The organism is Cohaesibacter marisflavi, from assembly GCF_963665895.2.
Taxonomy (GTDB): domain Bacteria; phylum Pseudomonadota; class Alphaproteobacteria; order Rhizobiales; family Cohaesibacteraceae; genus Cohaesibacter; species Cohaesibacter marisflavi.
The window spans coordinates 3,468,352-3,492,498 of sequence record NZ_OY762534.1 but is presented as its reverse complement, the minus strand read 5'-3'; the positions used below and the strand labels follow the sequence as shown (position 1 = coordinate 3,492,498).

Sequence of the window (24,147 nt, the reverse complement as noted above, 5' to 3'; positions counted from 1 at the left end):
ATTAGATTGTTTTGCGTAGATTCTGGGCATTCCATCTTGTCTGGAGGTTCAGGTTATGCCGTCAATTCGCAAAGACATCCGCTTCTGGCTCAATGATGAGCTGATCACCCTTGATCAGTGCTCGCCAACGGAGACATTGCTCGATTATTTGCGGCTTGAAAGACGTCTGATCGGAGCCAAGGAAGGATGCGCAGAAGGCGATTGCGGCGCATGCACCATTCTTGTGGGGCGGCTTTTTCAAGGCACTCTCATGTATGAGGCCGTCAATGCCTGCATTCGCTTTCTGCCCAGCCTTGATGGATGCCATGTGGTAACCGTTGAAGCACTGAAGGATGAAGACGGTGGACTGCATCCCGTGCAGCAGGCCATGGTGGATCATCACGGCAGCCAGTGTGGCTTCTGCACGCCGGGCATCGTGATGTCCCTTTATGCACTCTGGATGACCAACCCCGAACCGGGGCGATGCCAGATCGAAGAGGCGCTGCAGGGCAATCTCTGCCGCTGCACCGGCTACGCCCCCATTATCAGGGCTGCCGTTGCTATCAGCGATTACGGCTCTCCGCTCTCCGATTGGCTGGAGCGGGAAAGAAAGACCAATTTCAAACGGCTCATCGATTTGCATGACGGCGCCCGCGTGGTGTTGGAGGCAGAAGGAAAACGCGCCATCCTGCCCGCCAATCTGGATGATTTCTCCCATGTGCGTCTTGAAGAACCTCATGCCACAATCGTGGCAGGCAGCACGGATGTCGGCCTATGGGTGACCAAAGAGATACGGGATCTGCATACGCTGATCTTCATTGCCCATCTGGAAGATATGAAGGCGGTCATCTGCTCGCAATCGCACATCACCATCGGAGCGGGAGTGACTTATAGCGAGGCAAAGCAGGCCATGAGCGGATATTTCCCGCATCTGGATGCCTTCTGGACCCGGATCGCCGGTCCGCAGATCCGCAATATGGGCACGATCGGTGGCAACATCGCCAATGGCTCGCCCATAGGAGACATGCCGCCTGTGCTGATTGCGCTCGGGGCAGATCTTGTTCTGCGCAAAAGCTGGGAGCAACGCATCATCCGGCTCGAGGACTTCTTTATCGATTATGGTAAACAGGATCGCTGGGAGGGGGATTTTGTTGAAGCCATTCGTATTCCCATCCCCGCACCAGATAGCCTGCACGGGGTCTACAAGGTTTCCAAGCGGCGCGATGAGGACATTTCCTCGTTGTGTGCGGCCTTTTATCTTGGCATTACGGATGGCCTGATCACCAAGGCCCGTATCGCCTTTGGCGGCATGGCTGCAACACCCAAACGGGCAGCCGAAGCGGAACGCACCCTCAAGGGCAAGCCCTTCACGCGCGAAACCATGTTGGCAGCCGCTGACTGCCTGCCTCTGGATTTCCAGCCCATCAGCGATATGAGGGCGAGCGCGGACTATCGCATGCGCGTTGCCAAGAATCTGTTCGAACAATTCTGGCATGACAAACAGGGGACGATGCCTCTGGAGGCCGCTGAATGAAACAGGATATCAAGACCGAAGACGCAATCCGCGGACAAGTGCATAAGAATCTCCCCCATGAATCGGCGCAAAAGCATGTCAGCGGACAGGCCGACTATACCGATGACACCCGTGAACCCATTGGCACATTGCATGCCTATCTGGGCTTGAGCGATGTAGCGCACGCCAAGCTTGTCGATATCGATTTGAACGCCTGTCTAGCCATGGAAGGTGTGGTTGGAGTAATCACCGCCAAGGATATCATTGCTCCGGGCTATAATGACATCAGCGCCAACCATCTGGATGATGAACCGGTGTTCCCCACCGATGAGATCGAGTTTCTCGGTCAGCCCCTGTTTGCCGTGGTCGCCCGCTCACGAGCTGAAGCACGCAGGGCTGCGAGGGAAGCCAAGATAACCTGTGAGCCCCTACCTGCACAGATAGACGCGCTTGAGGCCAAAGAAGCCGGATATCCCTATGTTGCCAAGCCGCTCAAGCTGGAGCGGGGCGATGTGATCAAGGGGTTTGCCGGAGCTACCAACCGGATCAAGGGCCAGATGCGGATCGGTGGGCAGGATCATATGTATCTGGAAGGCCAGATTGCCTTTGCCCTTCCCGGGGAAGATGAGGATATGCTCATCCGCACCTCTACCCAGCATCCAAGCGAAGCCCAGCATATGGTTGCGCAGGTGCTCGGTATCCCGTCCCATTCCGTGACGGTTGAGGTGCGACGCCTTGGCGGTGGCTTTGGCGGCAAAGAATCGCAGATGAATATCTTCTGTGTTGTCGCTGCCCTTGCCGCACGCAAATTTGGCCAACCGGTCAAGATCCGCCCGGATCGGGATGATGACATGACGGCCACCGGCAAGCGCCATGATTTTGTCGTCGACTATGATGTTGCCTTTGATGAGGACGGAGTGATTGCTGCCGTGGAGGGCGATTTTATGGCGCGCTGTGGATATGCCGCCGACCTGTCCGGTCCGGTGACGGATCGTGCGCTGTTCCACGCCGACAACGCCTATTTCTACCCCAATGTGCTGCTGCGCTCTCATCCGATGAAAACCAACACCGTGTCCAACACCGCCTTTCGTGGCTTTGGGGGGCCGCAAGGGGTGGTCGTTGCCGAGCGGATGATCGAGGAAATCGCCTTCGCACTGGGCAAGGATCCGCTGGAAGTGCGCAAGGCCAATTTCTATGGCGATGCCGGTCGGGATCTGACGCCCTACCATCAGCAGGTGGAAGACAATATCCTGCCGCGCCTCATCGAGGAGATGGAGGCCAAGTCCGACTATCAGGCCCGCCGCGTCGATATTCTGACCTATAACGCCAAGGCCAACGCCAGCCACGGGCTTTGTCGCAAGGGGCTGGCGCTGACACCGGTCAAATTCGGCATTTCTTTTACCGCCACCCACTTCAATCAGGCCGGCAGCCTCATTCACGTCTATTCCGACGGCTCGATCCAGCTCAACCATGGCGGCACGGAGATGGGGCAGGGGCTCAACACCAAGGTGGCACAGGTGGTGGCCGATGCCTTTCAGGTTGACATCGAGCGGATCAAGATCACCAGCACGACCACCGAAAAGGTGCCCAACACATCCGCCACGGCGGCCTCGTCCGGCTCAGATCTCAATGGTATGGCCGCGCTTGATGCGGTCAATCAGATCAAGGGGCGGCTGGTGGCCTTTCTCTGCGAGAAATGGGATGTGGCAGAGGATGAGATTGCCTTTCTGCCCAACCGGGTGAAGATCGGTGAAAAGCTTCTCTCGTTTGATGAAGTCATCAAGCAGGCCTATCTGGCGCGCGTGCATCTTTCCGCCGCCGGTTTTTACAAGACTCCCAAGATCCATTGGGATCGGGACAAGGGGCAGGGACGGCCTTTCTTCTATTTCGCCTATGGTGCAGCGGTTTCGGAAGTGACCGTCAATCGCCTGACGGGGGAATATGTCATTGATCGCACCGATATCATCCATGATGTGGGCAAGTCGCTTAACCCGATACTGGATCAGGGACAGGTGGAAGGCGCCTTCGTGCAAGGCATGGGCTGGCTGACCACCGAGGAGCTTTGGTGGGACAAGGACGGGCGGCTCAGAACCCATGCGCCCAGCACCTACAAGATCCCGTTGGCCAGCGATATTCCTCGTATTTTCAATGTTGAACTGGCCGAGTGGTCCCAGAATGCCGAACGCACAATCAAACGCTCCAAGGCGGTAGGCGAACCGCCCTTCATGTTAGCGATTTCCGTGCTGGAAGCTCTTTCCATGGCTGTGGCCAGCGTGGCCGATTATAAAATCTGTCCAAGGCTGGATACGCCCGCAACGCCGGAGCGTGTTTTGTTGGCCATCGACAAGCTGATGGAAAAGGGGCGCTGCGATGGCTAAGGGGCTGGCGCATTTCCTTGAGGCTGCGAGAGTGGTGAAAGTTTCCCTTGGCGCGATCAAGGGCTCCACGCCGCGCGAAGCCGGTGCATCGCTTTATGTGTCTGCGGGTGGTTTGCATGGCACCATCGGTGGCGGTCAGCTGGAATATATCGCCATTGATGAAGCCCGGCGTATGCTGACCCGTAGTGAAGCGAACAAACAGATGGATGTGCCGCTTGGCCCCGAAATCGGTCAATGCTGCGGAGGGGCGGTCTCGCTCCATTTCACCCAGATGGATGAGGCGCTGAAAGCGGACGAAATCGCTTCCGAACAACGGCAACATGAGGCTCAGCCCCATGTCTATATCTTTGGCGCCGGGCATGTGGGGCGCGCGCTTGCAAGGGCGCTGCATCTTCTCCCCGTAAAGCCAATCCTCATCGATAGCCGCGCCGAGGAATTGGCGTTGGTGGATTTGCCCGTAGAGCAACGCCTCGCGGCCCTGCCAGAAGCAGAGATTCGCACGGCTCCGCCAGCGAGCGCCTATCTGATCCTGACCCATGATCACGCCCTTGATTTCCTGTTGGCTCGTGAAGCGCTTGGCCGACTGGACGCGGCCTATGTCGGCATGATCGGGTCCAAGAGCAAATGGGCCACCTTCAGCCATTGGCTGAAACGCGAAGAGCCAACTCTTGCAGCAAACCGGCTTGCCGCACTGATCTGCCCCATCGGGGCGCATGAGATGGTCCGCGACAAGAGGCCAGAGGTGATTGCGGCCATGGTCGCTGCCGAACTGCTCACCGTTCTGTTGCCCGCAAAGCTGAGTGAAGAGTCTCAGTCCGAGCAGCCCTGAAATTCCCACGGCATCATCAAGGCAATAAAAAAGCCCACCGAGATCTCGGCGGGCTTTTGATTTTCAATATTCAAATGTTGCGATCACTCGCCGGGCTGAACTTCCGGATTGTGACCGGCCATGCCACCGGAGACCTCTTCGGTGGATTCCGCAGCCAGCTCTTCTGGCAGGATCAGATTGAGCACGACAGCAATCAGAGCCGCAGGCAACAGACCAGAGGTCAGCAGCACCTTCAGGGTGCCTGGAACATATTGCAAGGCGCTTGGCTCCAACTGCAGACCCAGACCAACAGACAAGGCAATGGCGAAGATCACCATGTTGCGGCGGTTCCAGTTGACGTCAGCCAGCATGGAAATACCGGACGCCACGACCATGCCGAACATCACGACAACGCCGCCGCCGAGCACTTCAATCGGAATGGTGCGGATGAGGCTGCCCACTTTCGGGACGAGGCCGCAGATGATCAGGAAGATCGCACCGAAGGTGACCACATGGCGGCTCATGACGCCGGTGATGGCAACCAGACCCACATTCTGTGAGAAGGAGGTGTTTGGCAGTCCACCGAAGATACCGGCCACAGCTGTGCCCAGACCGTCGGCATAAGTTGCACCGGCGATTTCCTTGTCGGTTGCTTCACGGCCAGCACCACCCTTGGTAATGCCGGAGACATCGCCCACGGTTTCAATGGCGGAAACAACAGCCATCAGGCAGAAGCCGATGACGGCAGCGAAGGACATTTCAAAGCCATATTTGAACGGCATAGGCAGAGCGAAGGCGGAAGCATTGTTCCAGGAGCCGGCAATGGCGGCTGGAGACAGTTTGCCAATGCCGATGGCAAAGACATAACCGGCAATGAGGCCGAGAAGAACGGCCGAAATGGCCCACATGCCACGCGCATAGAATTTAAGGCTGAGCGTGACGAGGATCACAACCGCAGCACAGGCCCAGCTGGTGAGCGTGCCGAATTCAGGCTTGCCAACCATATGGGCGCCACCTGCTGAATATTGGATACCGACCTTGATCAGTGCCAGACCGATCATCATGACCACAAGGCCCGTGACCAATGGCGGCAGGGCAAAGCGGATCTTGCCGATGAACAGGCCAAGGAAGGCATGAAACAGGCCGCCGACGAAAATGCCCGTATAGAGCGCCGCCATGCCATCAATGCCCTTGCCAGCAACCAGTGGAATCATCACGGGCAGGAAGGCAAAGCTGGTGCCCTGAACTACAGGCAGCGCCGCGCCCACAGGGCCAAGCGTGATGGTCTGCAACAGGGTTGCCAGGCCAGCAATCAGCATGGACATCTGGATCATGTAAAGCAACTCCGGAAAGTCCGGGCTGTTTGAGCCAAAGCCAAAGCCGGCAGCACCGGCGACGATGATCGCGGGCGTCACGTTGGCGATGAACATCGCCAGAACATGCTGGATGCCCAACGGAATGGCCTTGAGCAATGGTGGTGTGTAATTCGGATCCCGGAGCTGTTCCGGAGTGCCGATCGAATTGTTCTTCATCATGTTACCCCTCAACGGATGTTGTTTTTCCTCCGGTGACTTCTTGTCTTATTATTTTGATTGCTTTTGTTTTTGTGTCTTTGGGCTCGCGGCCACCCAATAGGGTGCCTCGAACCAGTATTCTTCAAGATTGTCCGCGTTACCAATCCGGTCGACCACGGCAAAGAGCCCCGGTGCCTTGAGCGGCGTCAGCACGCCATGCCAGACATTGCGGTGAAAATTAATGCCCTGTCCGGGGGTTGTTTCAAAGGCCTGTGGCCTGCCGGGCTTGCCCCCATCATCAGGCGCCACGATCACCAGAAAGGCATTCATGCTCATGGGCAGGAAGGCCTGTGAGCCGAGCGGATGGCGCTCAACCATATCGAGGCAATAGGGAAGGGACCGCGGCTGGGCATCAAACAGCGAAATACCAGCGCGACCGTCCTCATCTCCGCTGGCAACAAAATCCAGCGCGGCCAGATCATGATAGCGCCCGCAAAAACCCTGATTGATGATCTTCGTGGGGGCGCCGTTCGCCTCCAGAATATCACCAAAGGGTGCGAAGGCTTCCGCGCTCAGCGGAGCAATCATGATGGCCTCATCGCTCATCGCGCGCCTCCTGTAAGGCTATCGCTCACGCGATAGAAGGCGATGCGCTCGACCTGTTTGCAAGCGGTGGCAAATTCGGTGTCGCTGTCATTCTCGATGCGCTGGGTAAAGGCCTCAAGGATGCTGGCCTTGTCATGGTCGCGCACGGCGATGATGAAAGGAAAGCCATGTTTGTCCATATAGGTCTTGTTCATGGCCATGAACTGGGCACGCTCTTCGTCGGAAAGCACATCAAGCCCGGCGCTGGCCTGTTCAGAGGTGGAGTCTGCTGTCAATTGCTTGGCTGCGGCCAGTTTGCCTGCCAGATCCGGATGAGCCTTGAGAACCGACAGCTTTTCTTCTTTCGAAGACGCGCGGAAGGCGCGGCAGAGCGCGCTGTGCAGGCCGACGGCCGTATCATGACTAGGGCCAAGCTCAAGGGCAAAGGCGCGCTCGGCGATCCATGGGCTATGCTCAAAGATGCCGCCGTAAAGAGAGACAAAGCGGGTTTCGTCCATCTGGCTGGGGCGTTCGAAGCGAACGGGTGGATGGGCCTCTTGCCAATGGCGGGCAATATCGATGCGGCGGGCAAACCAGACATCGCCTTTCGACTGCGCATACTCCATGAAACGCTTGAGCGCCATGACCCGTCCTGGCCGCCCCACGAGGCGACAATGCAGGCCGATATTCATCATCTTGGGTGTTCCGGCCTCGCCTTCCTCATAAAGGCAATCGAACGTGTCCTTGAGATAGGCAAAATACTGGTCGCCGGAGTTGAAGCCTTGCGCCGTTGCAAAGCGCATGTCGTTGCAGTCGAGCGTATAGGGGATCAAAAGCTGGTCCCGCTCTCCCGCCTCAATCCAGTAAGGCAGATCATCGTCATAGATATCGGAGATATAATCGAAGATGCCAATCTCGCTGGCGAGCGTCACGGTGTTGTCCGAGCAACGGCCCGTATACCAACCGAGAGGTTTGGCGCCCGTGACCTCCTCATGCAGACGAATGGCCTCCAGCATGTCGGCTTTTTCGTTTTCCGGGTCGGCGTCTTTATACTCGATCCATTTCAGGCCGTGGCTGGCAATTTCCCAGTCGGCTTCCTGCATGGCTGCGACTTGCTCGGGGCTGCGTGCCAAAGCTGAAGCCACACCATAAACTGTGGCTGGAATGCCCATGGAGGTGAACAGGCGATGAAGGCGCCAGAAGCCAGCGCGCGCGCCATATTCATAGATGGATTCCATGTTCCAATGACGCTGGCCGGGCCATTGGGCTGCACCCACGATTTCAGATAGGAATGCTTCGGAAGCTGCATCGCCATGAAGAATGCAGTTTTCACCGCCTTCTTCATAGTTGATCACAAATTGCACGGCAATCTTTGCGCCGCTGGGCCAGCGGGCTGCGGGTGGGGTTGGTCCGTAGCCGGACATATTGCGCAAATATCGTGTCGACGTCTTATTCATTTTGGTTCCTTGCGGCTCCTTAATTCCATTTCCTTCTATAGCATTAAAATATGATCACATTTTCTTGAAATTCCGATAGGTATTTATGCATAATGAAGGAGTGTATTCAAAATGGATGCTATTATGATGCAATTCCATATGCTTGCGCGCAATGCGTGAGGGGCGCAAACCGGCGCTCGTGTAAACGAAAAGATGAAGCAAGGATGGTGATAAATGGCGGGATATCTAACAACCCACATATTGGATACGGCGCTCGGGTGCCCTGCAGTGGGCATGGCCATTGAGCTTTATCGGCTTGAGGGAGAGACTCGCACGTTGCTGGCAACCAAAATCACCAATGAAGATGGTCGTACAGATGGGGCCATCCTGCCGAGAGAAGAGTTCTCACCCGGCATCTATGAGCTTGTTTTCTATGCAGGAGCCTATCTTGATGAGGCAGAGGGGATGCAGAAGGAGCCGCGCTTTCTGGACACTATTCCCATCCGCTTCGGTATGAGCGAAGAAAGCCACTATCATGTGCCGCTGCTGCTTTCCCCCTATGGCTATTCCACCTATCGGGGCAGTTAGCCAGTACGGAATGCGCAGGCAGAAGGCGTCTCACGCTAGTCGGTCTGTTGTTCTTTTTCCTGCTCGGCCAGCACTGTGCGAATATGGCCTGCGATGAAGTCGATAAACAGGCGAATCTTGGGGTCCTGCCGCCGACGATGAGAATAAAGGCAGGCCATCTGGATCGGGATTGGCGGCGTCTGGGTCAGGATCGGCACCAGCTGACCGGTGCGTAAATAGTGCAAAACTTCAAATTCCGGCTTCAGAATGATGCCATGACCATGCAGCGCCCAGTCTGTCAGCACGTCACCATCGTCTGATTCGAACGGGCCGGATACGGCAAAGCGCTTTACGCCATCTTCGGTCTGCAAGGGCCACTGGAACTCCGGCGCACCGGGATAGCGCAGATTGAGGCAGGCATGATCCGGTCCGGCCAGCGCTTCACCATTCTCTGGTTCACCATGGGTTTCGATATAGGAGGGAGAGGCACAGAGCACACGGCGGCAATCGGCGATCTTGCGAATCCGCAGGTTGGAATCCTCAGGCACACCAAGGAAGAAGGCCACGTCCAGTCCCTCGGCAGCCACATCCAGCTTGCGATCTGAAAGGCGCATGCGCACATCGATGAGCGGGAATTGTTTCTTGAAGTCCGGCACGGCAGGGGCCACCAGCCGTCGCCCGATGCCAAGGGGAGCCGCCACATGAATGGAGCCGCGCGGTTTGAGCGTAACACTGGAAACGAGCGCTTCGGCTTCCTCGATGGTTTCAAGGATGCGGCAGGCGCCAGGATAGAACAGTTTGCCCTGCTCTGTCGGGGTCAGCATACGGGTTGTGCGCTGGAAAAGGCGCACATTGAGATGGTCTTCCAGCTGTGAAATGCGAGCCGAAGCCACGGCGGGCGAAATCCGCTGGTCGCGGGCGGCAGCCGACATGGAGCCAAGTTCAAAAACACGAACGAAGGTTTTAATATTATCAAAATAGGACATGGCGTATGGCCATCGCTTTTTCTTGTTTTTTTTGAATCTGATCAGTCTTTTTCTTCATACCAGAAAATACGTCGCTGCAATAGAGTGACAAAAAGGCCTTATAGAGGTCGCCAGAGGGGGAGCAAAAGATTGAATTTGGAGTTTTGGGATGCTTGATTTTGACTTGTTGCAACCGCTCATCTGGTCCTGGCTGGAATTTGCCGTCCGCTGGACCCATGTGATCACCGCGATCGCCTGGATTGGATCGAGCTTTTATTTCATCGCGCTGGATCTGGGCTTGCGCAAGGCCCCCAATCTGCCGGTCGGCGCCCATGGCGAAGAATGGCAGGTGCATGGCGGCGGCTTCTACCATATCCGCAAGTTCCTCGTTGCGCCCGAGCATATGCCCGAGCATCTGACTTGGTTCAAATGGGAGAGCTATTCCACCTGGCTGTCCGGTGCGGCGCTGCTCATGGTGACCTATTGGGCCGGAGCCAATCTGTTTCTGATCGACCAGTCCAAAATGGAGCTGGAGGTCTGGCAGGCCGTTCTCATTTCCGCCGGTTCCCTGACCATCGGCTGGCTGGTTTATGATTTCCTCTGCAAATCAAGCCTTGATGCAAAGCCGACGCTTTTGATGGTTTTGCTGTTTGTGCTGCTGGTGGCCATGGGCTGGGGCTATAATCATGTCTTCACCGGACGCGCCGTGCTGCTGCATCTGGGGGCCTTCACCGCGACCATCATGACGGCGAATGTGTTCTTCATCATCATTCCCAATCAGAAGATCGTGGTGGCCGACCTCAAGGCAGGCCGCACGCCGGACCCCAAATATGGCAAGATCGCCAAGCTGCGCTCGACCCATAACAACTATCTCACCCTGCCGGTGATCTTCCTGATGCTATCCAATCACTATCCGCTGGCCTTTGCCTCGCCCTATAACTGGGTGATCGCGGCGCTGGTGTTCCTGATGGGTGTCACCATCCGGCATTGGTTCAACACCCGCCATGCCCGCAAGGGCAACCCTTACTGGACCATACCGGCAACCATTGTTCTGTTCCTTGCGATTGTCTGGATTTCGCTCATTCCGACCATCTATGAAAGCGATGAGGACTATATGGATGAGGAGCAAGAACTCAGCCAAACGCTCTCTGATTATGAAATGAAATATGCCAATGCGGCAGGCTTTGAAGAGGTGACCGATATCGTCATTAGCCGCTGCTCCATGTGCCATGCAGACGAAGTGGCGTGGGAAGGCATCGGCACTGCGCCCCGTGGCATTCATCTCGACAATGAGGCCCGCATTATTCGAGCGGCGCGGGAAATCTATATCAACGCGGGCGCCACCAACGCCATGCCGCCCGCCAATGTGACCTTCATGGAGCCGGAAGAGCGCCGGACGATCATCAACTGGTACAAAGCCGCGCAAAAAGGCTAAGCCTAAGATCAGATGATATGACCAAGCATCGCTCCAAATGGAAAAGGCCCGCATCCTGTGCGAGCCTTTTTTCATGCCTGTTGTGCTGGTCGGCCTATTCCAGCTCTAATCCGGATTTCTTGCAAAGGAACGCAACCACCTCGTCCACGCCGACCCCGCGCGAGAGATCGGTAAAGAGATGAGCCTTGCCCCCTCTTACGGTCTTTGCGTCTTCCTTCATGCGGTCAAGATCCACTCCGACATAGGGGGCCAGATCGGACTTGTTGATCAGAAGCAGGTCCGAGCGTGAAATGGCTGGTCCGCCCTTGCGCGGGATGTCGTCGCCCTGCGCGACCGAAATGAGATACACCGTCAGGTCGGCAAGGTCGGGTGAGAAGGTCGCCGCCAGATTGTCGCCACCCGATTCGATGAAGATGAAATCGAGATCCTTATGCCGGGCGCAGAGTTCATCGACGGCCGCCAGATTGATCGAGGCATCTTCGCGAATGGCCGTATGGGGGCAGCCGCCGGTCTCGATGCCTATGATGCGATCCTCTGACAGGGCCTGTTTGCGCACCAGCGCTTCGGCATCTTCCTTGGTGTAGATGTCATTGGTGACAACCCCAATGGAAAAGCGGTCACGCATGGCAAGGCAAAGCTTTTCGGTGAGCGTCGTCTTGCCCGAGCCGACCGGACCGCCGATGCCAATACGCATCGGTCCTGCGTAGCTGTCTGGGGTGCTGTGTGAAGTCATGACCGGAAAATCCTTGTATAAAGCGTCTCGTGCCGCATGGCGGCAATATCGGAATGAAAGCAGCTCGACCCCAGATCCTCAAGGCCAGCTGCAGCAGCGTCGTCGGCGCTGGCAAGGATTGCCGCTTCCAGACGCGCCTGCAATTTCAGCCCGTCGGACTGCCCAAGCGGAACCAGCCGCATGGCAACGGAAATAAGATTCGAGGCAAAGGCATGCAGGCTCGCAGGCAGAATGGTGCCAAGATCAATGCCATGTTCTTTGGCTGTGGCGCCCATGATGACGGGGAGAGCGATGGCGTCCGGCCTAGTCTGCTTGATCTGTTCTTGCAATCTGGTCGGCCATGCCGCGCTGGCCTTGAAAAAGGCTATGCCCTGCTGACTGGTCTCCACATAGCGCTCCTTGCTGGCCGATAAGGCCAAAGTCAGATCATTCAGCTCAATCAGGGCATTCATGTCGCTCGACCCAATGCGCCAGGCATGAGCCAGCAATATGGCGTCGCTCTTTGCACTGCCCATGGTGACGAGATGTTCAATCCAGTCGCCAACGCTGCCCATGTCATGGCAAATCCCCTCGCTGATCGCGGTTTCCAGCCCATGGCTGTAGCTGAAGGTGCCAAGGGGAAAGGCAGGGGAGAGCCAAGTCAACAGGCGCAACAGGACCGTTCCCTGCTGATGGGCAGAGTTGGCAAGCACGCAAGGCTCAGCGATGGTCTCGGGATCAATGCTCATGGGGCTCCTGATCATGGGAGTGATCATGAGAATGACCATAGGAATGCGCAGTGTCGTGGCTGTGCCCATGGTCATGTCCATGCCCATGCCCATGTCCATGATGATGACTGTGAGCTCCCGCTGATTTGCTGACATAGGCACCGCTCATGGGCGAGAAGGGAGCCGTCACGGCACCCAGATTGCCACCCAGACCTTCCAGCATGTCAGCGATTACGGCATCCTTGCGAATACGCAAGTGGTCTTCATAAATCTCCACCGGCTGATGACGGTTGCCTAGATGCCATGCCAGTTGCAACAGCGCCAGCGGGCTTTCCGCGCGCACCTCATATAGCTCTTCAGGTCTTGCCAACACCTTGATGACACGCCCGTCTTCCAGCAGCAGGCCATCACCATGGTCCATGCGCGTGGCTTTGGCCAGCGATAGCATGAAATCAAGGCCATTGTCGCTGGTCAGCTGAATGCGGCGACGGTAGCGGTCTTCTTCATCCAGCGTGATGGTGTCAAAGGCGTCCTGAGAGTAGCTACCCTTTGGCAGAATGCTGCCCGCTTTTAATATCGGCATGTCCTATCCTTTCAAGACATATCCCTGCATGGGCTGGCCCGGGCAGGGATATGATGGCGTATGTGTCTGTCGGGCAAGAGCCGGATCAGAACAGGAAGTAGCGCTGGGCCATAGGCAATTCGCTGGCTGGCTCGCAGGTGAGAATCTCACCATCGGCGCGTACTTCATAAGTTTCCGGATCGACAGAGATTTCCGGCGTGGCATCATTGAGCTTCATGGACGCCTTGGAAATGCCGCTGCGGGTATTCTCGACCGCAACCATCTGCTTGGCTGTGCCCAGCTTGTCCGGAAGCCCATTATCCAGCGCAGCCTGTGATACGAAGGTCACCGAGCTGTTGGTCAGGGCCTTGCCGAAGGCACCGAACATCGGGCGGTAATGCACCGGCTGTGGTGTCGGGATGGAGGCATTCGGATCACCCATCGGCGCGGCAGCAATCGAACCGCCGATCAGCACCATATTTGGCTTGGCGCCGAAGAAGGCCGGATCCCACATCACGAGGTCGGCGCGTTTGCCCACTTCGATGGAGCCGATATGCTTGCTCATGCCCTGCGCGATGGCCGGGTTGATGGTGTATTTGGCGATGTAGCGCTTGACGCGCTCATTGTCATTGTCACCGGTCTCGACATTCAGCTTGCCGCGCTGCTTCTTCATCTTGTCCGCTGTCTGCCAGGTGCGGATGATTACTTCGCCAACACGGCCCATGGCCTGACTGTCCGATGAGATGATCGAGAAGGCGCCCATATCGTGCAGGATGTCTTCCGCCGCGATGGTTTCCTTGCGGATACGGCTTTCAGCAAAGGCAACGTCTTCCGGGATGTTGGCATCCAGATGGTGGCAGACCATCAGCATGTCGAGATGCTCGGCAATGGTGTTGGCCGTGTAGGGACGGGTCGGGTTGGTGGACGATGGCAGCACATTGTCCATGCCGCATATCTTGATGATGTCCGGAGCATGGCCGCCGCCCGCGCCTTCGGTATGGAAGGCATGGATGGTGCGGCCCTTGAAGGCATCAACTGTACTTTCCACAAAACCCGATTCATTGAGCGTATCGGTGTGGATCATCACCTGCACGTCAAATGCATCGGCCGCAGACAGGCAGGTGTCGATGGCCGAAGGCGTGGTCCCCCAGTCTTCATGCAGTTTCAGGGCCGCTGCGCCACCCAGCAGCATTTCTTCCAGCGCCTTGGTCTTGGAGGCATTACCCTTGCCCGCATAGGCAAGGTTCATCGGGAAGGCGTCAGAGGCTTCGATCATGCGGGCAATGTGCCATGGCCCCGGCGTGCAGGTGGTGGCCAGCGTGCCATGGGCCGGACCGGTGCCGCCGCCAAGCATGGTGGTGATGCCGGACATCAGCGCTTCTTCGATCTGCTGAGGGCAAATGAAGTGGATATGGGCATCCATGCCGCCTGCAGTGATGATCTTGCCTTCGCCTGCAATGGCTTCGGTGCCCGGGCCAATGATAATGTCCACGCCGGACTGGGTGTCCGGGTTGCCCGCCTTGCCGATGCCACAGATGACGCCGTCCTTGAGGCCGATATCAGCTTTATAGATGCCGGTATAATCAACGATCAGGGCGTTGGTGATGACTGTATCCACGGCGCCGTCAGCACGGGCGACCTGAGACTGGCCCATGCCATCACGGATAACCTTACCGCCGCCGAATTTCACTTCAGAGCCGTAGGTCGTGAAGTCTTTCTCGACTTCAATGAAAAGCTCGGTGTCGGCCAGACGCACCTTGTCGCCGGTGGTGGGGCCGAACATGTCTGCATAGGCAGCGCGGGAAATTGTATATGCCATTAGAGTGCCCCTCCGATTTCTGCGCGGAAGCCATGGACCTCGCGATTGCCCTCAAGCGGGATCAGCTTGACCTTGCGGGTCTGGCCCGGCTCAAAGCGAACCGCTGTGCCCGAAGCGATGTCGAGGCGCTTGCCACGCGCGGCGTCGCGATCAAAGGACAGGGATGGGTTGGTTTCATAGAAATGATAGTGGGAGCCAACCTGCACCGGACGGTCGCCCGTGTTGGAGACGTCCAGTTCGGTGACCTCCAGACCGGCATTGAGTTCAATGTCGCCTGCAGCTGTGATGATTTCACCCGGAATCATGGTGTCCTCCTTAGCGGATCGGTTCGTGGACGGTAACCAGCTTCACCCCGTCGGGGAAAGTGGCTTCCACCTGAATGTCATGGATCATTTCGGCAATGCCTTCCATCACCTCAGCCCGGCTGATTATGTGGGCTCCCGCTTCCATCAGGTCGGCAACGGTGCGCCCGTCGCGCGCGCCTTCCACGATAAAGTCGGTGATGAGCGCTACCGCTTCGGGATGGTTGAGCTTAACGCCCCTTTCAAGGCGTCGGCGGGCCACCATTGCAGCCATGGCGATGAGAAGTTTGTCCTTCTCTCTCGGGGTCAAATTCATGACGCTTCCTCTCCTGTTCAGGTCGTCCAGACACGCGGGAGAGGTTCCCCGGTCCGGAAATGTGAAATCAATGGGATGAGCGCTGCGCGCAGCGCCATGCCGTTTATTGCCGTAAGGCGTGCAAGAATTTTGCCGTTAAAGCTCGAAAGCCCAACGGAACAGCCCTCAAAGGGCGCCATAAGGGTGCGGCCACTTTCCATCAGCGCGGTCATCGCATCGCTCTCCTCGGGCCCGATATAACAAAGGGTGGCGAGCGCCAGATGACCAGACAAGACAGCATCCGCTGCACCGATATGCGCCACGTCGCCTTCAAGGCGCTGGGCTTCAGCGTGGATCAGTTTACCGTCCCTGTGAATGCGCCAATTGTCGCTGAAGGCAAGGCTGTGAAGGGCTTCTCCCATGGCGATGCGCCCCAGCAGCAGGCTTTCCACGGCCAGAAACCGGGCGCTGCCTTCCAGATGCACATCAAGGGAGCGCGCAAGGCCTGCGCGGTCATAAAGAATGGTTTCCTGTGGCAGCCAGTCGAGGCGGGCGCCATCGGCCACGCTCAGATGGTTGCCAACGCGAGCGACATCGCTGTCGGCCTTGTAGATTTTCTCGCAGGCCTGTGTGGTCAGCACCGCATAGGTATCGCTTGCAGCGGTGGCATGCCAGTTGACCACATCGCCGCCGGTAAGCCCCCCAGCGCTGTTGATCAGAACGGCCTCGGCTGCCTTGCCACCATAAACCTTGGGCAAACGAATCTTGGCGCACCCCTGCTGGTAGAGGCGATCCAGTTTGGTCTGCCCCTCGTCATTGGCTTTGAAACTGACACGACCGGTGCCGCTCGTCCTTTGCGCAGACACTGCGCCAGAATTAGCCTCAGAAGGAGCATTAGACGGTGAGATGGTTGCGTACATGTTCCTTGTCCAAATCTTCGGCAGGACCTGAATGCACGATCTCGCCCCGGTCCATGATATGGACAACATCCGCCAGCTCACGACAGAAATCAAGATATTGTTCGACCAATAGAATTGCGATTCCCTTTTCCTCTTTGAGGTAGGTGATGGCGCGACCGATATCCTTGATGATGGAGGGCTGGATGCCCTCGGTCGGTTCATCCAATACGAGAATATTCGGGCGGGTGACCAAGGCTCTGCCAATGGCCAATTGCTGCTGTTGTCCGCCCGAAAGATCGCCACCCCGACGCGAAAGCATGTCTTTGAGAATCGGGAAGAGATCGAAAATCTCTTCGTCGACAAACCTTTGCTTGCGGGGCAGACGGGCATAGCCAACCTCGAGATTTTCCCTTACCGTCAGCTGGGGAAAAATTTCACGTCCTTGTGGCACATAGGCGATGCCACGACCTGCGCGGGCATAAGGCGGGGCCTTGGTGACATCATGCCCGCCCAGAATGATTTTGCCCTTGCTCACCGGATGTTGTCCGACAATGGCCCGCAGCATGGAGGTCTTACCAACCCCGTTGCGTCCCAGAACGCAGGTAATTCTCGCAGTTTCCACCTCCAGAGAAATGTTTCTGAGAGCCTGTGCCGCGCCATAATGCAAGTCGATCCCGTCGATGGAAAGGGCGACGGGATTGCCCGTAGCCGTATCCGGGGATGTCTGTTCCATTGCTTCACTCATGATTATCGCCCCAGATAGCTTTCAATAACGTCCGGATGGGCGCTGACATGATCCAGCGACCCTTCCGCCAAAACCGATCCTTCGGCCAGAACCGTGACCTTGACATCAAGATCACGGATAAAGCCCATGTCATGCTCGACGACGATGACCGAATGGGTTTTGGAAATTTCGCGCAACAGCTTGGCTGTTTCCACCGTTTCGGCATCCGTCATGCCTGCGACCGGCTCATCAACCAGAAGGAGTTTGGGGTCCTGCGCCAGCAGCATGCCGATTTCGAGCCATTGCTTCTGTCCGTGCGAAAGATCCGAGGCCAACTCGTGAGCGCGTTGTTGAAGGCGCACCGTTTGCAGGATCTCCTCGATGCGGGCGGCATCCGCTTCACTTTCCCGATAGAAGAGCGAAGCCCAGACGCCACGGCTGCCACTAAGCGCCAGCTCGAGATTCTCACGCACGGTCTGGCTTTCGAATACGGTTGGCTTCTGGAATTTCCGGCCAATACCAGCCTGAGCGATCTCGGTCTCGTCATGCTGCGTGAGGTCCATCTGGCCTTCAAACAGCACATCTCCGGTATCAGGGCGGGTTTTGCCGGTGATGATGTCCATCATGGTGGTTTTGCCTGCGCCGTTAGGGCCGATAATGGCCCGCATTTCGCCCGGTTCGATCGCGAGGGACAGGCCATTGATCGCCTTGAAGCCATCAAAGGAAACTGACACATCATCCAGATAGAGGAGAGTGGAGGTGACCTGAGTGTTGGAGTCTATCATGATGCTTCCCCTTCCTTGCGCATTTCGCCTGCTTCAGTCTGAGAAGGTTTGGGGGCGGGTTTGAGAGATTTCACCTTGTCTGAAAAGCTAGACAGGGTGCCAAGAATGCCCTTCGGCATGAAGAGCGTCACGGCGACAAATAGCCCCCCCAGCACAAACAACCAATATTCCGGGAACTGGGCCGTGAACCAGCTTTTGCCCAGATTGACCGTTATGGCGCCAATGATCGGGCCGATCAGGGTACCGCGTCCGCCGACAGCGGCCCAGATAACCACTTCGATGGAGTTGGCCGGGGCAAATTCACCCGGATTGATGATGCCAACGAGCGGCACATAAAGAGCTCCGGCGATGCCGGCCATCATGGCCGACAGAGTGAATACAAATAGCTTCACATGCTCGACGCGATAGCCAAGAAAGCGGGCGCGGCTTTCCGCATCGCGGGTCGCGAGCAGCACCTTGCCGAATTTCGATCGCACGATGGCTGAACTGATGACCAAAGCAACAGAGAGCGCAAAAGCCGCAGCAGCAAACAGCCCGGCGCGAGTCGCCGGATTCTGAAGTGTGTAGCCCAGAATATCCTTGAAGTCGGTAAGGCCATTGTTGCCACCAAAGCCCATATCGTTGCGGAAGAAGGCCAGCAACAGAGCATAGGTCATGGCCTGTGTGATAATGGAGAGATAAACGCCGGTAACCCGCGAACGGAAGGCAAACCAGCCAAACACAAAGGCCAAAAGGCCCGGGATGGCGAGCACCATGATGGCCGCAAACCAGAATTGATCAAAGCCATACCAGTACCATGGCAGTTCCTTCCAGTTGAGGAAGACCATGAAGTCCGGCAGGATCGGGTCGCCATAGACGCCACGGGAACCGATCTGGCGCATCAGATACATGCCCATGGCATAGCCACCAAGGGCAAAGAAGGCGCCGTGGCCCAACGAAAGAATACCGCAATAGCCCCACACCAGATCCAGCGCCATTGCCAGCAGGGCATAGGTGAGATATTTGCCGAACAGCGACACGATATAATCAGGCACATAAAGAGCATGATCGGATGGCAGCATCAAATTGCTGAGGGGCACGAGAATGCCAAGCAGTGCGATGAAGGCTGCGACCCACGCAATGCGCCCCGCAAGGCCACGAAACAGAAACGCTGAAATCATTATTCCACGGCCCTTCCTTTAAGAGCGAACAGACCGCGTGGCCTTTTCTGGATGAAGAGAATGATGAAGACCAGCACAAGGATCTTGCCCAGAACCGCACCGGCAAAGGGTTCAAGGAACTTGTTGGCAACACCCAGTGTCAGGGCGCCGATCAGCGTGCCCCAAAGGTTGCCCACCCCGCCAAACACCACGACCATGAAGCTGTCGATAATGTAGCTCTGGCCGAGATTGGGCGACACGTTGCCGATCTGGCTGAGCGCCACCCCGGCGATGCCTGCAATGCCGGAACCAAGCGCAAAGGTAAAGGCATCCACCCACGGGGTTTTGACCCCGAGCGAAGAGGCCATGTTGCGGTTTTGTGTGACCGCACGCATCTGCAAGCCCATCGGTGTGCGTTTGAGCAGTGCAAACAGCAGCCCGAACATGGCAAGGGCAAAGAAGAAGATCCAGATGCGGTTCCATGTCAAAGACAGGCCAGCCAGTTCGACGGCGCCGGACATCCAGCCCGGATTGCTGACCTCCTGATTGGTTGGGCCAAAGATGGTGCGCACGGCTTGCTGCAGAATGAGCGAAACACCCCATGTCGCCAGCAGGGTTTCCAACGGGCGGCCATAGAGAAAGCGAATGATGCCGCGCTCAAGCACGAAACCGACGGCACCAGCGACCAGAAAGGCGGCGGGGATGGCAAAAAGGAGCGAATAGTCGATCAGGCCTGGCGCCGCCGTCTGGACCGCCTGCTGTACGGCAAACGTCGTGTAAGCACCGAGCATCACCATTTCCCCGTGGGCCATGTTGATGACGCCCATCACGCCAAAGGTGATGGCAAGGCCGATGGATGCCAGCAGCAGAACGGAGCCCAGAGAGAGTCCATACCAGATATTCTGCACCCCGTTCCAGATGGCCAACATCCGCTCAATGGCAACAATGGCGCGGGATGCGGCATCCTTGACGGCCCCTTCGCTTGTCTCTGCCGCTTCATTGAGAATGGAAAGCGCTTGTCGTCCGCCTTTGTCTCTGAGGATTTCGATGGCCGAAAGCTTGGCCTCTTCTGGCGCATCCGAGGTCAGCGTCAATCCGGCGCGGGCTTCCTGCAGAAAGGCGATGACCTGTGCGTCCTGTTCCTTGGCAAGGCGCGCTTCAATGGCGGGCAGGGCGCTTGCATCCTGCGCCTTGTAGATGGTCTCTGCCGCAGCAAGGCGTTTGGCCGGGTCGCGGCTGTTGAGCGCAAAGAGGCTCAGGCCGTCCCGGATCTGGCGCCGTAAATTGTTGTTGACGCGCACCTTCTTGATATCTCTTTTGGAAATATCAGGGATCACATCGCCGCTGATCGGATCCGTCAGGCTAAAGGTCCGACCGGTTTTATCGGCCAGAAACACCTGTTTATCGGATTTGCGGAAATAGAGGTCTCCCTCCGCCAGATAGGTGAGCACTGGTACGACCGTGTCGTCTCCGGTCTCCAACAGGGCGTCTACCTTGGCTTCTCTATCCTTGAGGCTTCCTTCGGCCAGCGCATTGATCGCATCTTTGAGATCATCGGCCATGGCAGCAGGTATGGTGGAATAGGAAGCCAGGAGAGTGACAAGACAAACAAGCAGGGCACGCAGGACTGTCATAAAAATCTCTCTTGCTAAACATGTCTTCCCCGGCAGACGGACAAACCGCCACCGGGGACATGTCGGGTGTTAGAGTGCGTCGGAAGCGCTATTCAGCGCCCTTGCCGCCGCATTCATTGGTCTCGGTGTTGAAGTTGCCGCAAGAGAGAGGCGCGCGCCAATCGGAGATTAGCTTCGCAGAATCGGGCAAATAGTCCGACCATGCATCACCCGGCACCAGACCCGGAGTTTCGTATACGATGTCAAACTGGCCATCATCTTGAATTTCGCCGATAAGCACCGGCTTGGTGATGTGATGGTTCGGCATCATGGCGCTGTAGCCGCCAGAAAGGTTGGGCACGGAAATACCCGGCAGCGCATCGATGACGGCATCCGGATCTGTGCTTCCTGCTTTTTCAACCGCTTTGACCCACATGTTAAAGCCGATATAGTGGGCTTCCATCGGGTCATTGGTGACGCGGTTTTCGTCTTTAGTGAAGGCGTGCCAGGCGTCGATAAATTCATAGTTGGCATCGGAATCGACTGACTGGAAATAGTTCCATGCGGCCAGATGGCCTACAAGCGGCTCGGTGTCCAGACCAGCGAGTTCTTCCTCACCCACAGAGAAGGCGACCACGGGAATGTCTTCCGCCTTGATGCCCTGGTTGGCCAGCTCTTTATAGAATGGCACATTGGCATCGCCATTGACGGTAGAGACAACGGCGGTCTTCTTTCCAGCTTCGCCAAAGGCCTTGATGTCGGAAACGATGGTCTGCCAATCGGAATGCCCGAATGGGGTATAGTTGATCATGATGTCTTCGGCGGCGACACCCTTTGCCTTGAGATAGGCTTCAAGGATCTTGTTGGTTGTGCGCGGATAGACATAGTCGGTGCCAGCCAGAACCCAGCGTTCCACCCCTTCCTGTTCCATCAGATAGTCAACCGCAGGAATGGCCTGCTGGTTCGGGGCGGCACCGGTGTAGAACACATTGCGCTGGGATTCCTCGCCCTCATACTGCACCGGGTAAAACAGGATCGAGTTCAATTCTTCGAAAACGGGCAGGACAGACTTGCGGGAAACCGAGGTCCAGCAGCCAAACACGGCGGAGACGTCGTTGACGTCGATCAGCTCGCGGGCCTTTTCAGCAAAGAGCGGCCAGTCGGATGCGGGATCGACAACAACCGGCTCTAGCTTCTTGCCCAAAAGGCCGCCTTTTTCATTCTGCTCTTCAATGAGCATCAGCATGGCGTCTTTAAGGGTGGTTTCGGAAATGGCCATGGTGCCGGAAAGAGAATGCAGGACACCGACCTTGATGGTCTCTTCTGCAAAGGCTGCAGAAGCAGAGATCAAGGATGTGGTCAGAGCAAGGGCAGCAGCAAAATGTGAAATTCTGGAAGACACTTTTTATAACTCCATCTGGTGGTGATGGAAGGTGTTTTGCAATGGTTGTGCCAAAATGTACCTATCGTTCCATTTTGTTTTAATAATTTGGTAAGACTTTGAAAAAATGTCGTTTAAAATCGAAACATGGAAGCTGTCGCTGCCAGTCCGTTGGGTAAGTGTCTGAATATAAGTAAAAACAACTAGTAAAAGCCCGATATGGCGGCTATGGCCGCAAGCATATGCACAAAAATTGGGCATTTCTTGGATTTGGCGATTGCATCAAGAACCAACTTATTCCGCAAGTGGTAGAGGCCGTCATCTTTTTGGCTTTTGCTGGCTTCCTTCCTTCCTTCCTTCCATTGCGCGCATGGATCGCAGCAGGTTAGACAGTTTGACGAGGCCACCCAATTGGATGAACGGTGATCGAATTAAATTTTGAAAAAAAAATATTAGCGGGCGACAAAGTATTTGAATTTACAATAATTGCAAGAAAAAGAAATAATATTACGTATGGAAGGCATATTCTCAATTATGCCGGTGGATACCATACGAATTCCCTTGAATTAATTTAAGATATAAAAATAATAAGAGGCGCTCACTCGCAGGAGGACTTGAGTGGGCAATATGGACAGGCAGCTTTCTGGGGTTGGGGAATTCTGGAAAAAAATGTCGTCTGTAAAGTCATATACAAGTTTTTCTGGCAAGGGAGGTATCTATGCTGGGACTTAGTAAGCTGATCAAATCAGCGACTGTTGGCGCCATGGCCTTGGCGCTCGGTCTTTCTTTTTCTTCTTCATTGACACAAGCAGCAAGCAAGGGATCCGTCGGAATCGCCATGCCGACCAAGTCGCTGGCGCGCTGGGTTGATGATGGCGACAACATGGTCAAACAGTTCGAAGCTGCTGGCTATGACGCCGAACTGCAATATGCAAGCGATGATGTCGCCACGCAGCTGCGTCAGATCGAAACCATGATCCTCAAGGGTGTGGATGTGCTGGTTATCGCATCGATCGATGGCACAGCACTTTCAAGTGCTCTGGATCTGGCTGCGGAATCCGGTATCAAGGTCATTTCTTACGACCGTTTGATCCGTGAGTCCCCCAATGTTGACTATTATGCCACCTTCGACAACTATCAGGTTGGTGTCATTCAGGCTGAATCCCTGCTCAAGGGTCTCGACATCGAAAACGCAGAAGGCCCTCTGAATATTGAAGTCTTCGGTGGTTCCCCAGACGATAACAATGCCTATTTCTTCTATAATGGCGCCATGTCTGTTCTGCAGCCATATCTGGATAGCGGCAAACTCGTAGTGGTTTCCGGCCAGATGGGTATGGACAAGGTTGGCACGCTCTTCTGGGATGGAGCAACCGCTCAGGCCCGCATGGACAACCTGCTGTCTGCCTTCTACACCGACAAGAAAATCGACGGTGTTCTTTCTCCGAACGATAGCCTTGCAATCGGCGTGATCTCCTCGCTGAAGGGCGTTGGCTATGGCACCAAAGACATGCCAATGCCGATCATTACCGGTCAGGACGCCGAAGTTGCCAACATCAAGGCAATGCTCAAGGGCGAACAATACTCAACCGTCTTCAAGGATACGCGTGCTTTGGCCGGTGTAACCGTAGGCATGGTTGATGCGATCTTGAATGGTGGAGAGCCAGAAATCAACGACACCAAAACCTACGACAACGGCGAAAAGATCGTCCCATCCTATCTTCTCAAGCCAGTCGCAGTGACCAAAGACAACTGGAAAGAAATCCTGATCGACAGCGGATATTATTCCGAAGATCAGTTTCAGGAGTAAAACCTGGTAGATATTATCCAGCTTCGGGGCGGCGGTGTTTCATCTGCCGCCCTTTCTGTATCTGGATGGATGGCGCATATTCACGCAAAATGACCAATTTCCCTTTCACAACGCAAGGAAACACGATAAGTAGGGCCTAGTTACAAACATGTTCGATGACATTGGCTTCCTGTGCTGTTTGGTGAAATACCACTGGAAGAA

General features: G+C 56.1%; 22 protein-coding genes. 6 read left to right on the top strand and 16 right to left on the bottom strand.

Annotated features, from left to right (window positions below; all coding sequences use genetic code 11):
• Positions 1-55 precede the first annotated feature (55 nt).
• Genes xdhA through xdhC form a run of 3 tightly spaced genes read left to right on the top strand, consistent with a single transcriptional unit; the run spans position 56 to position 4,699 of the window.
• Positions 56-1,513 carry a xanthine dehydrogenase small subunit gene (xdhA, locus tag ACKPCT_RS16655; protein ID WP_090075143.1) on the top strand — a complete coding sequence of 486 codons (1,458 nt, stop codon included), beginning with the start codon at positions 56-58 and terminating at the stop codon, positions 1,511-1,513.
• Positions 1,510-3,870, top strand: a complete 2,361-nt coding sequence (gene xdhB / locus ACKPCT_RS16650; RefSeq protein WP_090075142.1) for a xanthine dehydrogenase molybdopterin binding subunit — start codon at positions 1,510-1,512, stop codon at positions 3,868-3,870. The genes xdhA and xdhB overlap by 4 nt, the downstream gene beginning before the upstream one ends.
• Positions 3,863-4,699, top strand: coding sequence for a xanthine dehydrogenase accessory protein XdhC (xdhC, locus tag ACKPCT_RS16645; RefSeq protein ID WP_319567455.1), 837 nt, complete (start codon positions 3,863-3,865; stop codon positions 4,697-4,699). The genes xdhB and xdhC overlap by 8 nt, the downstream gene beginning before the upstream one ends.
• Positions 4,700-4,782: 83 nt before the next feature.
• On the opposite strand, the gene ACKPCT_RS16640 is transcribed toward xdhC, so the two are convergent.
• The 3 genes from ACKPCT_RS16640 to puuE are packed head-to-tail and all read right to left on the bottom strand — an operon-like array spanning position 4,783 to position 8,234.
• A complete protein-coding gene (locus ACKPCT_RS16640) occupies positions 4,783-6,210 on the bottom strand; it encodes a uracil-xanthine permease family protein (RefSeq protein ID WP_319569433.1) in 1,428 nt (475 codons plus the stop codon).
• A gap of 51 nt (positions 6,211-6,261) precedes the next feature.
• Complete coding sequence (locus ACKPCT_RS16635; protein ID WP_319567454.1) at positions 6,262-6,798, bottom strand: ureidoglycolate lyase; 537 nt, start codon at positions 6,796-6,798, stop codon at positions 6,262-6,264.
• Entirely contained in the window at positions 6,795-8,234 is a 1,440-nt protein-coding gene (gene puuE, locus ACKPCT_RS16630) for an allantoinase PuuE (RefSeq protein ID WP_090075138.1), read from the bottom strand. Before puuE ends, ACKPCT_RS16635 begins: the two co-directional genes overlap by 4 nt.
• A 213-nt stretch (positions 8,235-8,447) precedes the next feature.
• Between puuE and uraH the strand changes: the two genes are divergently transcribed.
• Positions 8,448-8,801, top strand: a complete 354-nt coding sequence (gene uraH, locus ACKPCT_RS16625; protein ID WP_319567453.1) for a hydroxyisourate hydrolase — start codon at positions 8,448-8,450, stop codon at positions 8,799-8,801.
• Between the two features lie 35 nt (positions 8,802-8,836).
• Here uraH and ACKPCT_RS16620 read toward each other — a convergent pair whose 3' ends face one another.
• Positions 8,837-9,766 (bottom strand): LysR family transcriptional regulator, encoded by a 930-nt coding sequence (locus tag ACKPCT_RS16620; RefSeq protein WP_319567452.1) that lies wholly within the window; start codon positions 9,764-9,766, stop codon positions 8,837-8,839.
• Positions 9,767-9,914: 148 nt separating this feature from the next.
• Here ACKPCT_RS16620 and ACKPCT_RS16615 point away from each other — a divergent pair, with 148 nt between their 5' ends.
• Positions 9,915-11,180, top strand: a complete 1,266-nt coding sequence (locus ACKPCT_RS16615; protein ID WP_319515010.1) for a urate hydroxylase PuuD — start codon at positions 9,915-9,917, stop codon at positions 11,178-11,180.
• 94 nt (positions 11,181-11,274) lie between these two features.
• Here the strand turns inward: ACKPCT_RS16615 and ureG are convergent, their stop codons facing one another.
• The 12 genes from ureG to urtA form a co-directional block, all read right to left on the bottom strand.
• Entirely contained in the window at positions 11,275-11,913 is a 639-nt protein-coding gene (ureG, locus tag ACKPCT_RS16610; protein ID WP_319567451.1) for an urease accessory protein UreG, read from the bottom strand.
• Positions 11,910-12,428: an urease accessory protein UreF gene (locus ACKPCT_RS16605; RefSeq protein ID WP_407652494.1), complete on the bottom strand. Its 519-nt coding sequence runs from the start codon at positions 12,426-12,428 to the stop codon at positions 11,910-11,912. Before ACKPCT_RS16605 ends, ureG begins: the two co-directional genes overlap by 4 nt.
• A gap of 202 nt (positions 12,429-12,630) precedes the next feature.
• Complete coding sequence (locus tag ACKPCT_RS16600) at positions 12,631-13,203, bottom strand: urease accessory protein UreE (RefSeq protein WP_319567450.1); 573 nt, start codon at positions 13,201-13,203, stop codon at positions 12,631-12,633.
• Positions 13,204-13,288: 85 nt separating this feature from the next.
• Entirely contained in the window at positions 13,289-15,001 is a 1,713-nt protein-coding gene (gene ureC, locus ACKPCT_RS16595) for an urease subunit alpha (RefSeq protein WP_319567449.1), read from the bottom strand.
• Complete coding sequence (locus ACKPCT_RS16590) at positions 15,001-15,306, bottom strand: urease subunit beta (RefSeq protein WP_090075130.1); 306 nt, start codon at positions 15,304-15,306, stop codon at positions 15,001-15,003. The genes ureC and ACKPCT_RS16590 overlap by 1 nt, the downstream gene beginning before the upstream one ends.
• A gap of 10 nt (positions 15,307-15,316) precedes the next feature.
• Positions 15,317-15,619, bottom strand: coding sequence for an urease subunit gamma (locus tag ACKPCT_RS16585; RefSeq protein WP_090075129.1), 303 nt, complete (start codon positions 15,617-15,619; stop codon positions 15,317-15,319).
• Positions 15,620-15,636: 17 nt separating this feature from the next.
• Positions 15,637-16,464: an urease accessory protein UreD gene (locus tag ACKPCT_RS16580; protein WP_319567448.1), complete on the bottom strand. Its 828-nt coding sequence runs from the start codon at positions 16,462-16,464 to the stop codon at positions 15,637-15,639.
• A gap of 28 nt (positions 16,465-16,492) precedes the next feature.
• On the bottom strand, positions 16,493-17,242 hold the full coding sequence (gene urtE, locus ACKPCT_RS16575; RefSeq protein ID WP_319567447.1) for an urea ABC transporter ATP-binding subunit UrtE: 750 nt from the start codon (positions 17,240-17,242) through the stop codon (positions 16,493-16,495).
• A gap of 2 nt (positions 17,243-17,244) precedes the next feature.
• Entirely contained in the window at positions 17,245-18,006 is a 762-nt protein-coding gene (gene urtD, locus ACKPCT_RS16570; protein WP_319567446.1) for an urea ABC transporter ATP-binding protein UrtD, read from the bottom strand.
• Positions 18,003-19,166 (bottom strand): urea ABC transporter permease subunit UrtC, encoded by a 1,164-nt coding sequence (gene urtC / locus ACKPCT_RS16565; RefSeq protein ID WP_319567445.1) that lies wholly within the window; start codon positions 19,164-19,166, stop codon positions 18,003-18,005. The genes urtD and urtC overlap by 4 nt, the downstream gene beginning before the upstream one ends.
• Complete coding sequence (gene urtB / locus ACKPCT_RS16560; protein WP_319567444.1) at positions 19,166-20,779, bottom strand: urea ABC transporter permease subunit UrtB; 1,614 nt, start codon at positions 20,777-20,779, stop codon at positions 19,166-19,168. The genes urtC and urtB overlap by 1 nt, the downstream gene beginning before the upstream one ends.
• A gap of 88 nt (positions 20,780-20,867) precedes the next feature.
• Positions 20,868-22,148 carry an urea ABC transporter substrate-binding protein gene (gene urtA / locus ACKPCT_RS16555; protein WP_394705157.1) on the bottom strand — a complete coding sequence of 427 codons (1,281 nt, stop codon included), beginning with the start codon at positions 22,146-22,148 and terminating at the stop codon, positions 20,868-20,870.
• Between the two features lie 754 nt (positions 22,149-22,902).
• Here urtA and chvE point away from each other — a divergent pair.
• Positions 22,903-23,946: a multiple monosaccharide ABC transporter substrate-binding protein gene (chvE, locus tag ACKPCT_RS16550; protein ID WP_090075187.1), complete on the top strand. Its 1,044-nt coding sequence runs from the start codon at positions 22,903-22,905 to the stop codon at positions 23,944-23,946.
• The last annotated feature ends 201 nt before the right edge of the window (positions 23,947-24,147 follow it).

What these genes read in the sequence shown, in the direction of transcription:
- ACKPCT_RS16585 (WP_090075129.1), bottom strand. Translation starts at nt 15,619, where the DNA reads ATGAATTTGACCCCGAGAGAGAAGGACAAACTTCTCATCGCCATGGCT.
- ACKPCT_RS16640 (WP_319569433.1), bottom strand. Translation starts at nt 6,210, where the DNA reads ATGAAGAACAATTCGATCGGCACTCCGGAACAGCTCCGGGATCCGAAT.
- ureG (WP_319567451.1), bottom strand. Translation starts at nt 11,913, where the DNA reads ATGACTTCACACAGCACCCCAGACAGCTACGCAGGACCGATGCGTATT.
- ACKPCT_RS16620 (WP_319567452.1), bottom strand. Translation starts at nt 9,766, where the DNA reads ATGTCCTATTTTGATAATATTAAAACCTTCGTTCGTGTTTTTGAACTT.
- urtE (WP_319567447.1), bottom strand. Translation starts at nt 17,242, where the DNA reads ATGAGTGAAGCAATGGAACAGACATCCCCGGATACGGCTACGGGCAAT.
- urtD (WP_319567446.1), bottom strand. Translation starts at nt 18,006, where the DNA reads ATGATAGACTCCAACACTCAGGTCACCTCCACTCTCCTCTATCTGGAT.
- urtB (WP_319567444.1), bottom strand. Translation starts at nt 20,779, where the DNA reads ATGACAGTCCTGCGTGCCCTGCTTGTTTGTCTTGTCACTCTCCTGGCT.
- puuE (WP_090075138.1), bottom strand. Translation starts at nt 8,234, where the DNA reads ATGAATAAGACGTCGACACGATATTTGCGCAATATGTCCGGCTACGGA.
- uraH (WP_319567453.1), top strand. Translation starts at nt 8,448, where the DNA reads ATGGCGGGATATCTAACAACCCACATATTGGATACGGCGCTCGGGTGC.
- ACKPCT_RS16600 (WP_319567450.1), bottom strand. Translation starts at nt 13,203, where the DNA reads ATGCCGATATTAAAAGCGGGCAGCATTCTGCCAAAGGGTAGCTACTCT.
- chvE (WP_090075187.1), top strand. Translation starts at nt 22,903, where the DNA reads ATGGCCTTGGCGCTCGGTCTTTCTTTTTCTTCTTCATTGACACAAGCA.
- ACKPCT_RS16605 (WP_407652494.1), bottom strand. Translation starts at nt 12,428, where the DNA reads ATGGGCAGTGCAAAGAGCGACGCCATATTGCTGGCTCATGCCTGGCGC.
- ACKPCT_RS16615 (WP_319515010.1), top strand. Translation starts at nt 9,915, where the DNA reads ATGCTTGATTTTGACTTGTTGCAACCGCTCATCTGGTCCTGGCTGGAA.
- xdhA (WP_090075143.1), top strand. Translation starts at nt 56, where the DNA reads ATGCCGTCAATTCGCAAAGACATCCGCTTCTGGCTCAATGATGAGCTG.
- ACKPCT_RS16635 (WP_319567454.1), bottom strand. Translation starts at nt 6,798, where the DNA reads ATGAGCGATGAGGCCATCATGATTGCTCCGCTGAGCGCGGAAGCCTTC.
- urtC (WP_319567445.1), bottom strand. Translation starts at nt 19,166, where the DNA reads ATGATTTCAGCGTTTCTGTTTCGTGGCCTTGCGGGGCGCATTGCGTGG.
- ACKPCT_RS16590 (WP_090075130.1), bottom strand. Translation starts at nt 15,306, where the DNA reads ATGATTCCGGGTGAAATCATCACAGCTGCAGGCGACATTGAACTCAAT.
- xdhB (WP_090075142.1), top strand. Translation starts at nt 1,510, where the DNA reads ATGAAACAGGATATCAAGACCGAAGACGCAATCCGCGGACAAGTGCAT.
- xdhC (WP_319567455.1), top strand. Translation starts at nt 3,863, where the DNA reads ATGGCTAAGGGGCTGGCGCATTTCCTTGAGGCTGCGAGAGTGGTGAAA.
- ureC (WP_319567449.1), bottom strand. Translation starts at nt 15,001, where the DNA reads ATGGCATATACAATTTCCCGCGCTGCCTATGCAGACATGTTCGGCCCC.